This window comes from Mesorhizobium sp. P2_B11, assembly GCF_056404855.1.
Genome location: NZ_JBFUDF010000007.1, coordinates 59,717 through 72,473, shown reverse-complemented (window position 1 = coordinate 72,473; position 12,757 = coordinate 59,717). Strand labels below are relative to the sequence as shown.

12 protein-coding genes are annotated in these 12,757 nt (G+C 65.2%); 9 read left to right on the top strand and 3 right to left on the bottom strand.

Features of this window, described 5'->3' with window-relative positions; translation table 11 throughout:
• Positions 1-2: 2 nt before the first annotated feature.
• Entirely contained in the window at positions 3-620 is a 618-nt protein-coding gene (locus AC1DYJ_RS23195) for a TetR/AcrR family transcriptional regulator (RefSeq protein ID WP_477281899.1), read from the bottom strand.
• A 451-nt stretch (positions 621-1,071) separates the two neighbouring features.
• Between AC1DYJ_RS23195 and AC1DYJ_RS23190 the strand changes: the two genes are divergently transcribed.
• Genes AC1DYJ_RS23190 through AC1DYJ_RS23180 form a run of 3 tightly spaced genes read left to right on the top strand, consistent with a single transcriptional unit; the run spans position 1,072 to position 4,828 of the window.
• Entirely contained in the window at positions 1,072-1,551 is a 480-nt protein-coding gene (locus AC1DYJ_RS23190; RefSeq protein ID WP_477281897.1) for a (2Fe-2S)-binding protein, read from the top strand.
• On the top strand, positions 1,548-2,531 hold the full coding sequence (locus AC1DYJ_RS23185) for an FAD binding domain-containing protein (protein WP_477281895.1): 984 nt from the start codon (positions 1,548-1,550) through the stop codon (positions 2,529-2,531). Before AC1DYJ_RS23190 ends, AC1DYJ_RS23185 begins: the two co-directional genes overlap by 4 nt.
• On the top strand, positions 2,528-4,828 hold the full coding sequence (locus tag AC1DYJ_RS23180; RefSeq protein WP_477281893.1) for a xanthine dehydrogenase family protein molybdopterin-binding subunit: 2,301 nt from the start codon (positions 2,528-2,530) through the stop codon (positions 4,826-4,828). Before AC1DYJ_RS23185 ends, AC1DYJ_RS23180 begins: the two co-directional genes overlap by 4 nt.
• Before the next feature lie 238 nt (positions 4,829-5,066).
• On the opposite strand, the gene AC1DYJ_RS23175 is transcribed toward AC1DYJ_RS23180, so the two are convergent.
• Complete coding sequence (locus tag AC1DYJ_RS23175) at positions 5,067-6,188, bottom strand: hypothetical protein (protein WP_477281891.1); 1,122 nt, start codon at positions 6,186-6,188, stop codon at positions 5,067-5,069.
• Positions 6,189-6,550: 362 nt separating this feature from the next.
• Here AC1DYJ_RS23175 and AC1DYJ_RS23170 point away from each other — a divergent pair, with 362 nt between their 5' ends.
• Positions 6,551-7,054, top strand: coding sequence for a hypothetical protein (locus AC1DYJ_RS23170; protein ID WP_477281889.1), 504 nt, complete (start codon positions 6,551-6,553; stop codon positions 7,052-7,054).
• A gap of 7 nt (positions 7,055-7,061) precedes the next feature.
• Here AC1DYJ_RS23170 and AC1DYJ_RS23165 read toward each other — a convergent pair whose 3' ends face one another.
• Positions 7,062-7,616: an NADAR family protein gene (locus AC1DYJ_RS23165; protein WP_477281887.1), complete on the bottom strand. Its 555-nt coding sequence runs from the start codon at positions 7,614-7,616 to the stop codon at positions 7,062-7,064.
• A gap of 174 nt (positions 7,617-7,790) precedes the next feature.
• On the opposite strand from AC1DYJ_RS23165, the gene AC1DYJ_RS23160 reads away from it, so the two are divergent.
• Genes AC1DYJ_RS23160 through AC1DYJ_RS23140 form a run of 5 tightly spaced genes read left to right on the top strand, consistent with a single transcriptional unit; the run spans position 7,791 to position 12,678 of the window.
• A complete protein-coding gene (locus tag AC1DYJ_RS23160; protein ID WP_477281885.1) occupies positions 7,791-8,393 on the top strand; it encodes a CDP-alcohol phosphatidyltransferase family protein in 603 nt (200 codons plus the stop codon).
• 41 nt (positions 8,394-8,434) lie between these two features.
• Complete coding sequence (locus AC1DYJ_RS23155) at positions 8,435-10,216, top strand: bifunctional alpha/beta hydrolase/class I SAM-dependent methyltransferase (protein WP_477282614.1); 1,782 nt, start codon at positions 8,435-8,437, stop codon at positions 10,214-10,216.
• Positions 10,217-10,220: 4 nt separating this feature from the next.
• Positions 10,221-11,576: a phosphatase PAP2/dual specificity phosphatase family protein gene (locus AC1DYJ_RS23150; RefSeq protein ID WP_477281883.1), complete on the top strand. Its 1,356-nt coding sequence runs from the start codon at positions 10,221-10,223 to the stop codon at positions 11,574-11,576.
• On the top strand, positions 11,573-12,013 hold the full coding sequence (locus AC1DYJ_RS23145; protein WP_477281881.1) for a hypothetical protein: 441 nt from the start codon (positions 11,573-11,575) through the stop codon (positions 12,011-12,013). The genes AC1DYJ_RS23150 and AC1DYJ_RS23145 overlap by 4 nt, the downstream gene beginning before the upstream one ends.
• Positions 12,010-12,678: a lysophospholipid acyltransferase family protein gene (locus tag AC1DYJ_RS23140; protein WP_477281879.1), complete on the top strand. Its 669-nt coding sequence runs from the start codon at positions 12,010-12,012 to the stop codon at positions 12,676-12,678. The genes AC1DYJ_RS23145 and AC1DYJ_RS23140 overlap by 4 nt, the downstream gene beginning before the upstream one ends.
• Positions 12,679-12,757 lie beyond the last annotated feature (79 nt).

Here is a 12,757-nt window from a genome sequence, read left to right as displayed (position 1 = left end):
AGTCACGTCTTCCCCGCCCCGAACCGCAACCCGTCCATCAGCAGCTTGACCAGCCGGCGCGAGCGGTCGCGCCAGTCCTTGGTGTCGGGGGCCGAGTAGATGCCGCCGAGCGCATGCAGCACATCGGAAGCGTCGACGTCGCCGCGGATCGAGCCTTCGGCCACTGCCGCCTCGACCAGCTGCCGCAAGGCCAGCGACACCCGGCCCGACAGATCGGAAAACACGGCGGAGTTGGTGTTGAACAGGATGCGCAGGCTGGCCGCCAGACCGCGCTTGGTGGCGATGTAGTCGACGAAGCGCTGCATCCACTGTTCCAGCGCCATGTCGGCCGAATGGTGGCTGGCGAGGTCATCGGCAGCCGCGCAAAGTGCTTCGACTTCGCGCCGGTAGACCACCTCGACCAGATGCTCGCGGGTTGGGAAATGCCGGTAGAGCGTGCCTATGCCGACACCCGCCTGGCGCGCGATCTCCTCCAGCGAGGCATCGACGCCCTGCTCGGCAAAAGCCGTCGCCGCGACCTCGACCAGCCGGTCGCGGTTGCGCTGCGCGTCGGCGCGCAGAGGCTTTGGCGCTGCGGCTTCGCGCGCACCTTTGGCGGTTGCTGTCTGCTGGTCGTCCAATTTTATCTCCACCGTCGACATATGGGGGCTTGAACCCCGAGGGGTAAGCCCCCACCTAAATAAACGGAGGCGCCTCCGCTTTAGTGGAGTGCCTTTATCATATAACCAGGGGATGCGGTATGTCACGTGCTGAAGGACTGAAAGCTTCCCCTGCCCGCTGGAGAATGGCGACAGCCGAAGTGCGGCTAATCTCCCCCCTCGTGGGGGAGATGTCCGGCAGGACAGAGGGGGGCGCTGTCCCGTTAGCCTATCAGGTCCTGACTGGCGCCTCCTCGGAAAAGATTCATTTCGAAGCATGTAGATCGCAAACGTCGCGTTCCTTCGCGCCCCCCTCTGCCCTGCCGGGCATCTCCCCCACGAGGGGGGAGATCAGGCGCACCTCCGCCCTTGCCCCTCGCCTCCCAAGCCCCATTTCATCCCCCTCGCGTCAAGCAACTGGAGCCAGACGCCCATGACCAGTAAGACCACCATCCACCTCACCATCAACGGCCGCGACCATGCACTCAACGTCGAGCCGCGCGTCACGCTGCTCGACGCGCTGCGTGATCGCCTCGATCTGACCGGCACCAAGAAGGGCTGCGACCACGGCCAGTGCGGTGCCTGCACCGTGCATGTCGACGGCGAGCGCGTGCTTGCCTGCCTGACCCTTGCCGCGCAGGTCGAAGGCCGCAAGATTACCACCATCGAGGGGCTCGCCGGAGCCGACGGCACGCTCAGTGCCGTCCAGGCCGCTTTCCTCGACCAGGACGCCTTCCAGTGCGGTTATTGCACGCCGGGACAGATCATGTCGGCGGTGGCCTGCATCCGCGAGGGCCATGCCGGTTCCGACGAGGAAATCCGCGAATACATGGCCGGCAATCTGTGCCGCTGCGGCGCCTATCCGAACATCGTCGCCGCCGTGCGCCAGGCGGCCCTGGAGGTGGCATCATGAGGGACTTTTCCTACGTTCGCGCCGACAGCATCGAAGCCGCGCGCAAGGCGGCGGCGCTTCCCGGCGCCATGCTGCTTGCCGGCGGCACGACGCTGGTTGACCTCGCCAAATGCGGCGTCGCCCAGCCTGACACCGTGGTCGACATCACCCACCTCAAGGGGCTGGACACAATCAGCGTCGATGCAAGCCGCGCCACGCTCGGCGCGCTGGCGAAAATGAGCCATGTCGCCGACCATGCCGGGATCAAGAGCCATTTTCCCGCCGTCTCGGAAGCGCTGTGGCAGGCCGCCTCGGCGCAGCTGCGCAACATGGCGACCGTCGGCGGCAATCTGATGCAGCGCACGCGCTGTCCTTATTTCCGCGACCCCTCGAACTTTTCCGCCTGCAACAAGCGTGAGCCCGGCAGCGGCTGCTCGGCGATCGGCGGCGTGACGCGGGGCCACGCCGTGCTCGGCACCAGCGAGACCTGCATCGCGATGTATCCGGGCGACCTGGCCACCGCACTCGTCGCCTTCGATGCGACGGTCCATCTCGGCCAGCGCGTGGTCAAGGTCGACGATTTCTTCCTGCTGCCGGGCGACACGCCTGAGCGCGAGCATGACATCCGCGCCGGCGAGATGATCACCGCGATCGAGATCCCCGGCTCGGCCGCCGCGCGGCGCTCGACCTATCTCAAGGTGCGTGACCGCCAGTCCTACGAGTTCGCCGCCGCAAGCGCCGCGGTCGGGCTGGAGCTGGAAGCCGATGGCCGCACCATCCGCGACCTGCGCGTCGCGCTCGGCGGCGTCGCCACAAAACCGTGGCGGGCGCGCGCCGTGGAAGAGGCGCTGAAAGGCAAGGTGCTGGACGAAGACACCGTGCGCAAGGCGAGCGGGCTCGCCATGGAAGGCGCTGTCGACCATGGCGCCAACCACTACAAGATCGAGCTCGCGCCGCGGGTGGTCGCACGCGCCATCCTCAAACTGGGAGAGACGGCATGACCGTTCACAACATGAAACACGCCAATACAAGAAGGGGCGACGCCTCCGACGGCGCTGTCGGCGGACGGCTGTCGCGCGTCGATGGCCCGGCCAAGATCACGGGTGCTGCCAAATACGCCTTCGAGCAGCAGCTCGACGGGCTGGCGCATGCGGTGATGGTCGGGGCCACCATCGCCGCCGGCAAGGTCACCGCCATCGACACACGGGCGGCGGAGACCGCGCCTGGCGTGCTTCTGGTGCTGACGCCCGACACCATCATGGAGATCAAGGGCGCGTCGGACTGGCTGGGCAATCCGCCGACGCAGAAGACATACGCACCGCTCGCTCGCACGGTCACCTATTCCGGCCAGCATATAGCTGCCGTCGTGGCCGAGACCTTCGAGCAGGCGGTCGCCGCGGCGGCCCTTGTCGAGGTCAGCTATGACGAGACGCCGGCGATCGTCGACCTCAGCGATCCCAAGGCCGGCGACGGCATCCCGATCGCTGCCATGACCAAGGAATGGGGCGACGCCGAAGCGGCGTTCGCCGCGGCACCGGTGCGCATCTGCGCCGCCTACAACACGCAGCGCGAATACCAGGCGGCGATGGAGCCGCATGGGCTGATCGCGCGCTGGCAGGGCGAAGAGCTCACCATTTGGGAGCCCAGCCAGTGGCTGGACGGCATGGCGCGCACCTATGCCGAATGGTTCGGGGTGCCGTTCGAGAATGTCCGGCTGGTCTCGCCCTATATTGGCGGCGGCTTCGGCTCGAAAGCGCTGGCGCTCGCCCACAGCGCGGTGGCGGCGGCCTCGGCGAAAATGCTCGGACGGCCGGTCAAGCTGGTGCTGACAAGGCCGCAGAACTTCACCTCCTATGGCGGCCGTGCCGCGACCCGCCAGACGGTGACGATCGGCGCCGGCCGCGACGGCAAGATCCAGTCGATCGTGCATCGCGGCGTCAACGAGACCGCGGTCGACGGCATGTGGGTCGAGCCGCTGGCTTCGGTCACCTCGATCATGTACGCCACGCCCAACTTCTCCTCGAAGCAGAATGTTGTGCGGGTGAACACGGTGGTGCCCGGCGCCAAGCGGGCGCCCGGCGAAAACCCGAGCGCCTTTGGCATCGAAAGCGCCATCGACGAGCTCGCCCATGAACTCGGCATCGATCCGCTGGAGATACGGCTGATCAACTATGCCGAACAGGATCCCGAGGCGAAAAAAGCCTGGTCGACCCGCCAGTTGCGCGAAGCTTTTGCCGCCGGCGCGGAGCGCTTCGGCTGGGCCAGGCGCACGCCCAAACCACGCTCGATGCGTGACGGCAACCAGCTGATCGGCTGGGGCGTCGCCGCCGGCACCTATCCGGTGCGGCGGGCCTATGGCGAGGCTGTCGTGCGTATCCTCGCCGACGGTTCGGTCGAGGTCGAAAGCTCCTCGATCGACATGGGCCAGGGCACCTACACGATCCTGGCGCAGACGGCGGCCGAGACGGTCGGTGTGGCGGCCGACGACGTCGTGGTCAAACTCGGCGATTCCCGATATGCCCGCGCCGGCGTCGCCGGCGGGTCGCGGTTGGCCGGCGTCATGACGGGCGCCGTCTACAAGGCAGCGACATCGGCGCTCGACCAGCTGGTCGGCCTGGCGATCAACGATCCGCGTTCGCCCTTCCACGCGCTGCAAGCCAACACGCTGGTGGTCGCCAATGGCCGCATCGCCTCGCCGCGCGGCGATGGTCCCGACGTTTCAATCGCTGACCTTTTGGCAAGTGTCGGCCGTGACCGCATCGAGGCCACCGGCGACACCATGCCGGCCAACTCGAGCGCCGAGGATCGCTACAAGAACTACACCACCATCGCCACGTCGATCCCGCACACCGAGGGCGACTATTCGCGTCACTCCTGGTGCGCGCATTTCATCGAGGTGCGGGTCGACGAGGATTTCGGCACGGTGCGCGTGTCGCGCGTGGTGTCGGCGCTGGATTCCGGCCGGCTCTACAACCCGAAACTTGCCGAAAGCCAGTGGAAGGGCGGCATCATCATGGGCATCGGCCAGGCGCTGCTCGAAGAAGGCATCGTCGACCGCAGGCACGGCCGCATCGTCAACAACAACCTCGCCGACTATCTGGTGCCGACCAATGCCGACATCCCCGACATCGAAGTGATCTCGGTCGGCATTCCCGACCTGCACTCTTCGGTGCTTGGCGGCAAGGGGGTGGGTGAGCTGGCGATCGTGGGCATCGCGCCGGCGATCGCCAATGCGGTGTTCCATGCCACGGGCAAAAGGATCAGGGATTTGCCGATCACGCTGGAGAAGTTGATTTAGGCAGCAGCGGGTGCGCGTAATCTCCCCCCTTGCGGGGGAGATGGCCGGCAGGCCAGAGGGGGGTGCTGTCCCGCCAGCGTCTCAGTTGATCGCACCGGCTCGCCTAGCCTGGTTTCCGGCTGGAAATAGACGATCGCAAACGTCGCATTCCTTCGCGCCCCCCTCTGCCCTGCCGGGCATCTCCCCCGCAAGGAGGGAGATTAGCCGCCGCTGCCGCTTTCGCTAATCTCCCGGCCTATCAGGGAATGTCCCAGTTCGATCGTGTCAGCACATCACCGGGTGGAAGTATCTCCTCGGGCGTGAGGTCCCGACGCTGGATCTCATCGGCCACAAACTCCTCACGCGGCGCCCACGCCCCACCAATGCCGATTTCCAACGGGATCTTGTCCAGCGTCAGACATCGCGAATGGTTGACATCATACGTGCGCGGCGCCATGTCGAACCACTCGCATGCCTCGCCGAGGACACTGTCCGTGCGACCGATGCTCTCGGGGATGACGTCGCGGCCAAGGAGAATAGACAGCATATCTCGTGGCCGACATTTCTGGCACAGGAAGAGATTCTCGAACGCGCCGCCCTTGGCGGCCCTGAAGGACAGTTCCTGCCCCGTCCGAGCGTTGCGGATGCTTAGGTATCTCCGCCCATCCGGATAGGATGTTTCATCGTAGATCCACGGATCGTGCCGCCGCATGACCCTGACCGCACCTTTCCATTGCATGCGCAAGGCGAAATCCGGCGACCGCTTGACGGCAGCCGCAGCCGGCTGGTCGTCGAAGTGCAGCCATTGGGCGACGTCGAGCAGCTTGGCAGGCAGCGCGACCTCCTCGGCAGACACAGGCCGGCGTTCGAGTTTGACAAGCGTCGTCTGGCGAAACGGCGAACCGTTCGCGAACACCTTGGTGGCAATTTCAATACCATCCTCTGTCACGCAACTTAGCCATTTCAGCCCGTTTTCTGGCTTGTCTGGATCGCGCCGCTGGACCTCCCGCACGTCGCATGGCTCGCCACCGTGCGTCTCGGTCTGTCCGGTTTCGATTACCCCGCGAATCCTCTCATAGGATGTCGATGTCTCACGACTTATCGAAACAGGCGAATAGCCTGTCTGCGAATCCCCTCCGAAAGTGACCGATATCTGCTTTGCCGGATTTCCATAGGTTGTGGCTTGCATTTCCTCGACACGGACCCAGCCGCCATGATGCGTGACGATCCTGGTATGGGCTGCGGCCGGTCCTACCAATGGCTGGACCGTCATTGTCGCGACATAGTCGGGGACATCAGCGGAGGGCGAATAGGGGAGGTTGTCGCCCGCCCGTGCCATGGAGCTTGCGAGAACAAGGCCCACCATGATCGAAAATCTCATCATGACTCTCCCTCATGCCAGGCAGCAACTGCTGGTAGAATTTCCTGCAAGAGCGGCGATTTTGCGACGGCACCGGCGCTGAAGCTGCCGATCTCCCCCCTTGTGGGGGAGATGCCTGGCAAGGCAGAGGGGGCGCGAAGGAACGCCACCTCTCGGGGAACCTTGAAGAACACACGAAAACTTACAAGCGTATTCAACTATGAATGGCTGATACGTTGGCGGGACAGCGCCCCCCTCTGTCCTGCCGGACATCTCCCCCACAAGGGGGGAGATTGCCCGTCACTGCCGCTTTCGCCAATCTCCCTGCTGCCAGGGCTTCGATTGCCCTGTATGATCCTGCGATATCTCAACGGGGGGAAATCATGAAAAGCAAACTGGCGAAACTCATCATGGCGGGCTCGATGGGCGCCTCGCTTCTGACTGCGCTCCCGGCCCATGCGGCCTCCTGCGGCTGGTCCGCCAAGATGGAAGAGGACGAAGGCGGCAGCGTGCTGACGGCCTCGGTGTGCGGCGGGCCGAAGGCCGATGCACATCTGATGCTGGTCTGTTTCGAAAAGCCGGTGCTGAGCTACGATCTCGGCGCCGCGGGCCAGCAGCTGGAGCCGGGCAACAGCGCTTCCTTCACCTTCAAGACCGCCGACAAGAGCATAACGAAGACGCTTCAGCTCGAGGAGATGTACAATTACTTCACACTGGAATTGTCAGGCCCGACCGACCCGCTGCTCGCTTTGCTGCGGGGCAAGGGCGACGTCACGGTTTCGGCCGACAAATATGGCGAAAACAGCTTTCCGCTGACGAAGTCGAGTGCGGCCATCGGCAAGGTGCTGGCGCAGTGCGGCAAAGGTTCGGCCGGCGACGCCGACTGAACCTGCCCTACCCCAACTTGCGCAGCCGGTCGCGTGCCTCCATCAGCGCGAAGCCGAGCAGATTTTCGCCACGCCACAGCAGCGGGTTTGCGGCACGCTCGTCATCGGCGGCAAGGCCGATACCCCAGATCCGGTCGACCGGGCTCGCCTCGACCAGAACCTGATCGCCGGTCGACAGCAGAAACGCGCCGAGCGCCTTGTGCTGGCGGAATTTCTCAAAGCTCCCCTCGGTGACGATGCGGTATTTCTCCGCATCCCACCGCGCCGTGTCGAAGCCGCTGACCTGGCGTCCAAGCTGTTTGGCCTGCCTGGGGCTGCCTGCGCCGAGGATCTGCGTTGCTACCTGATCATCGCCGAACAGGCGCGCCTTGCCGGCCATCATCCAGTGCTCGGCCGTCGGATAGGTCAGTCCACCGACGCTGAACGGCGCCGGCCACCACTGGCTGAGGCAGGACGTGGTGATGCGGCTGTCCTTCGACGGCTGGTGGCCCCAGAAGAAGAGCAGCTTCGCCCGGGATTTTGCGCGGACGGCTGCTTCAAGCCAGGAACGGTCGTAGGTCATGGCGGGATGAAGCGGAACGGCGGGCTGCTTGTCAACGCCGGTGGCAGCTGCGAATAGCGGTTCGGCCCGCCATTCTTTTTGCCGGCTATGCGTGGCAGAACGCCCCTTGCGTCTTGCCCGCCGATTGACCAATCTCGCCGACACTGTCATGAGCCGCGGTCGGGGGGATCGCATATGCCTACGCTCTATGCACTGAAACCGGCCTTTCAGGCCAGGTTGCGGCCGCTCACCGACCGGCTGGCCGATGCCGGCGTCACCGCCAACCAGATCACGCTTCTCGCCGCCGCGCTGTCCCTCGCCACCGGCCTGGTGGTTGCCGTCTTTGCCGACCATCGTGCGATTTTCCTGTTGATGCCTGTGGTGCTGTTCGTGCGCATGGCGCTCAACGCCATCGACGGGATGCTGGCCAGGGAACATGCGCAGGCGTCGAAACTCGGCATGTATCTCAACGAGCTCTGCGACGTCGTCTCCGACCTGGCGCTGATCCTCGCCTTTGCCACCTTGTTTTCGGCCTGGGGCGTCGTCGCTTTCGCCATCGCCGCCATGCTTGTCGAGTTCGCCGGCGTGCTCGGCGTCGCTGCCGGCAGCGGGCGCAATTATGTCGGGCCGTTCGGCAAGAGCGACCGGGCAATGGTGCTCGGCGTCATCGGCTTCCTGATCGCCTGCGGCCTATGGGTCGAGGCGATCACGCCCTTTGTGTTTCCGGTCATGGCTACACTGTCTCTCGTAACCGCCATCAACCGGATACGCAGCGGCCTTAGAGCGGGCGACGCCTGATGCCCAAGCGTCAGCAGCCCGGCCGCCAGAGGGGAACCATGATCCACCAGACCGTCACCGCCGCAGCACCGGCAAGCCTTGAGCGCATCGCGCAGGAGCGCACCTTCAAGAGCCATGACGGCACCGAGATTTTTTACCGCTACTGGCCGGCCGTCGGGCAGACGCCCAAAGGCGCGATCCTTCTGTTCCATCGCGGCCACGAGCATGGCGGCCGCATGGCGCATCTGGTCGACGAACTGGCCATGCCCGACCATGCTTTCTACGCCTGGGACGCGCGCGGCAATGGCCGCTCGGCCGGCGAGCGCGGGTATGCTCCGTCCTTTGCTTCCCTGGTGCGCGACATCGATTGCCTGGTGCGCGAGATCGGCAGGGATGGTTTTGGCCAGCGCGATGTCGCGCTGATCGCGCAATCTTTCGGCGCGGTGCTTGCCGCCGCCTGGGTGCATGATTATGCGCCCGACATCCGCGCACTGGTGGTCGCTTCGCCGGCCTTTTCGGTAAAGCTCTACGTGCCCTTCGCCAAGGAGGGCATTGCGCTGTGGCAGAAGCTCAAGGGCCGCTTCTTCGTCAATTCCTACGTCAAGGCGAAGTTCCTGACGCATGATGCCGAGCGCATCGCCTCCTTCGACGCCGATCCGCTGATCACGCGGCCGATCGCTTCCAACATCCTGGTCGAACTCTACGACCACGCCGCCCGCATCGTTTCCGACGCCCGCGCCATCACCGTGCCGACCCAACTGTTGATCTCGGGCAGCGACTGGGTGGTGCGCCATGGGCCGCAGCACGAGTTCTTCGTCAACCTCGGCAGCAGCACCAAGAAGCGGCATGTGCTGCCCGGCTTCTTCCACGACACGCTGGGCGAACGCGACCGCAAGCAGGCGCTCGACTTGATCCGGCCGTTCCTCGAAAAGCAGTTCGCCGCGCCGGAAAAGAAAATCGACCTGCTTCAGGCCGATCACGCCGGCTACACACGCGACGAAGCCGACAAGCTCGCCTCGCCCTTGGCGCTGCTGTCGGCAAAAGGCCTTTACTGGGCGATGAGCCGCGCCTCGATCCGCATGGGCGCCTGGTTGTCCTCGGGCATGAAGACGGGCATTGCCACCGGCTTCGATTCCGGCTCGACGCTCGACTATGTCTACGAGAATGAGGCGCGCGGCACCGGCTTTATCGGCCGCATGATCGACCGCACCTTCCTCGACGCCATCGGCTGGCGCGGCATCCGCCAGCGCAAGCTGCATCTGGAAGAGCTGATCGGCAACGCTGTCGCCAGCCTGAAGGCAGCCGGCCGGCCCGTGCACATGCTCGACATCGCCGCCGGCCATGGCCGCTATGTGCTCGATGCCGTTGCCAAATGCGCCGAGGCGCCGGCGAGCGTGCGGCTGCAGGACTATTCCGAACTCAATGTCGGGCTCGGCTCGAAACTGATCGCCGAGCGGCATCTGCCGACCAGCGTCACCTTCCACAAGGCCGACGCCTTCGATGCCGACATGCTGGCCAGGCAAAAGCCGGCGCCGGACCTCGCCATCGTCTCCGGCCTCTACGAATTGTTCGCCGACAATACGATGATTTCGCGCTCGCTCGGTGGGCTGGCCAGCGCCATGCAGCCCGGCAGCCTGCTCGTCTACACCAACCAGCCCTGGCATCCGCAGTTGGAAATGATTGCGCGCAGCCTGACCTCGCATCGCGGCGGCCAGGCCTGGGTGATGCGGCGGCGCACGCAGGGCGAGATGGACCAGCTGGTGACAGCGGCCGGTTTCGAGAAGATCGACCAGCGCATCGACCAATGGGGCATCTTCACCGTTTCAGTCGCAAGGCGCGTCTGAGGCCATGGTCCTGGCTGTCACTGACCCTGCCCCTGCCCCGGCGCGGGAGCCCTATTTTGGCATCTTGCTGCGGGCCGCCCTCTGGCTGGCTCTGCTGGCGCCGTTCTTCTACTCGACCTATGGCTTCGCCAACTGGCTGGCGTCGCGGCGCGATCATGTCGGCAGCATCGTCTATGCCTGGGAACACGCCATCCCGTTCGTCGCCTGGACGATCGTGCCCTACTGGTCGATCAACCTGTTCTATGGCCTGTCGCTGCTGCTCAACACCACCAGGCGCGTGGTCGACCGCCTCGCCGGCCGCTATCTGACGGCGCAGGTTGTTGCCGTCACCTGCTTCATCGCGTTTCCGCTGACGGCGACGTTCGTGCGGCCGGAAACCACCGGCTTGCCGGGCTTCCTGTTTGCGGTGCTCGGCGGTTTCGACAAACCGTTCAACCAGGCGCCATCGCTGCACATCGCGCTTCTGGTGATCATCTGGGACCATTGGCGCCATGCCCTGATACACCACCGTCTGGGAAGCGTGCTCAGGCCTGTCTGGCATGTCTGGTGCTTTCTCATCGGCGCCTCGGTGCTGACGACCTGGCAGCATCATTTCATCGACATTCCGACCGGCGCGCTGCTCGGCCTGTTTGCGCTGTGGCTGTTTCCGGCCAAGGGCGAATTGCCGTTCTGGGGTTTTCGGCTGACCGCCGATCCGAAGGCGCGGCGGCTGGCGGGATATTATGCGCTCGGTGCCGCCCTTGCCCTGGCCGCCGCGGCTGCGGGCGCATTTGTCTCCGCCGATTTTCTCGTCCTGCTGTGGCCGGCGCTGGCGCTGGCCATCGTTGCCTTCGCCTATGCCGGAGCCGGCGCCAAAGTGTTCCAGAAGGCGGCCGATGGCACTGTCTCGCTGGCCAGCCGGATTCTCCTCCTGCCCTACCGGCTCGGAGCAAAAGTCAATGTCTGGGCATGGACCCGTGAGCTGGCGCCGCAGGCCGAGATCACCGATGGTGTTTTCTTCGGCAGGTTTCCGAGCGCAGTGGAGGCCAACCGTTTCGGCACCGTGATCGACCTTGCCGGCGAGCTGGAACGGCCTGGTGGCGTGACCTGCCGCTGGCTCAGCTATGCCATGCTCGACCTCCTGGAGCCGCCGCATGACAGGCTGGAGCGGGCGGTGGCGGCGATCGAGCTGGCGCGCCGGCGCGGCACCGTGCTGGTCTGCTGCGCGCTTGGCTTCCAGCGCAGTGCGGCCATCGTCGCCGACTGGCTGGTGGTGACCGGGCGCTCGCACACAGCCGCACAGGCGCGCAATAAGCTCGCTGCATCGGGTCGGCCTGTGCACCTTCATGGCGCGGCGGACGAATTGAGTGGGCCGGCATGAACGGTGAGAATTTTCCCGAGAAGGCCGAGGCGTTCGCCGCCGGGCTGATAGTGCAGGCGGTGTGGCCGATCCTGCTGGTGGTGGCAGGCGTTATGGCAGCACCGGTCATCGGGCTGGCGGCCGCCCCGCAGACGACAGCGCTGTCGGCGGCGGCCTGGTTGGTCGCGGCGGCGAGTGCCGTAGCCACGCTGGCTCTTTCGGTCTTGCTTTTGTTCGACGCGCTGCTGTTCCGGCTGATGGCCAGCCACGCCACCGAGGCCGCCGCTGGCGCGGTCGTCGACGATGTGCTGGCGCGCATGCGCCTGAAACCCACCGCTGCCGGCGGCCGCTCGCTCGATCATCGCATGGCAGGCACGCGTCGCCTGCTGACCAGACAGCGCCTGGCGCTCGCCATGTTTGCGGCGGCATCCCTTGTCGCGGCGTTTGTTGAACCATGACCAAGCTTCACCTTCGCGCCAACACTTTCACCTTGCTGCAGACGGTGACCTCGGTCGGCCTGTCGGCGGCGGCCTGGGTGGTAACCGGCGTGCGGCCAATCTGGAACGGCAGCCAGCCGTCGGAGCGCCAGCGCATCTACTTCGCCAACCATGCCAGCCATGGCGACTTCATCCTGTTGTCGGCCTGCCTCAGCGAAAAGGTACGCGCCCGCACGCATGCGATCGCGGCGGCCGAATATTGGGGGAAGTCGCGGCTGCGCCGCTTCATCGCCGAGGACATGCTGTCTTCCGTGCTCATCCACCGGCAGTGGACAGACGAAACGCAACACCCGATCTCGATCATGCTGTCGGTGCTCGACCAGGGACATTCGCTGATCCTGTTTCCCGAGGGCACCCGCAACACGACGGAGGCGGATTTGTTGCCGTTCCGCTCCGGCCTCTACAATCTGTCGATGGCTCGGCCCGACGTCGAACTCATCCCGTGCTGGATCGAGAACATGTCGCGCGTGCTGCCCAAGGGCCAATTCCTCCCTGTGCCGCTCCTGTGCCGCGTCGTCTTCGGTCCGCCGGTGGCGATCGCGCCAGGCGAGGAACGCCGCGCCTTCCTCGAACGCGCGCGCCAGACGCTGCTGTCGCTCGACCCGCGCCCCGATCGGGACGACTAGAGCATGATCCCAAAAAGTGGGTACCGGTTTTTGGAAAAGATCATGCCTCAGGAAAAGATTCGATCATGACCAGAGACTG

Excerpts from the sequence above, each read along its gene's own strand:
- AC1DYJ_RS23150 (WP_477281883.1), top strand. The coding sequence starts at position 10,221 with ATGGTCCTGGCTGTCACTGACCCTGCCCCTGCCCCGGCGCGGGAGCCC.
- AC1DYJ_RS23190 (WP_477281897.1), top strand. The coding sequence starts at position 1,072 with ATGACCAGTAAGACCACCATCCACCTCACCATCAACGGCCGCGACCAT.
- AC1DYJ_RS23170 (WP_477281889.1), top strand. The coding sequence starts at position 6,551 with ATGAAAAGCAAACTGGCGAAACTCATCATGGCGGGCTCGATGGGCGCC.
- AC1DYJ_RS23180 (WP_477281893.1), top strand. The coding sequence starts at position 2,528 with ATGACCGTTCACAACATGAAACACGCCAATACAAGAAGGGGCGACGCC.
- AC1DYJ_RS23165 (WP_477281887.1), bottom strand. The coding sequence starts at position 7,616 with ATGACCTACGACCGTTCCTGGCTTGAAGCAGCCGTCCGCGCAAAATCC.
- AC1DYJ_RS23145 (WP_477281881.1), top strand. The coding sequence starts at position 11,573 with ATGAACGGTGAGAATTTTCCCGAGAAGGCCGAGGCGTTCGCCGCCGGG.
- AC1DYJ_RS23175 (WP_477281891.1), bottom strand. The coding sequence starts at position 6,188 with ATGAGATTTTCGATCATGGTGGGCCTTGTTCTCGCAAGCTCCATGGCA.
- AC1DYJ_RS23160 (WP_477281885.1), top strand. The coding sequence starts at position 7,791 with ATGCCTACGCTCTATGCACTGAAACCGGCCTTTCAGGCCAGGTTGCGG.
- AC1DYJ_RS23185 (WP_477281895.1), top strand. The coding sequence starts at position 1,548 with ATGAGGGACTTTTCCTACGTTCGCGCCGACAGCATCGAAGCCGCGCGC.
- AC1DYJ_RS23140 (WP_477281879.1), top strand. The coding sequence starts at position 12,010 with ATGACCAAGCTTCACCTTCGCGCCAACACTTTCACCTTGCTGCAGACG.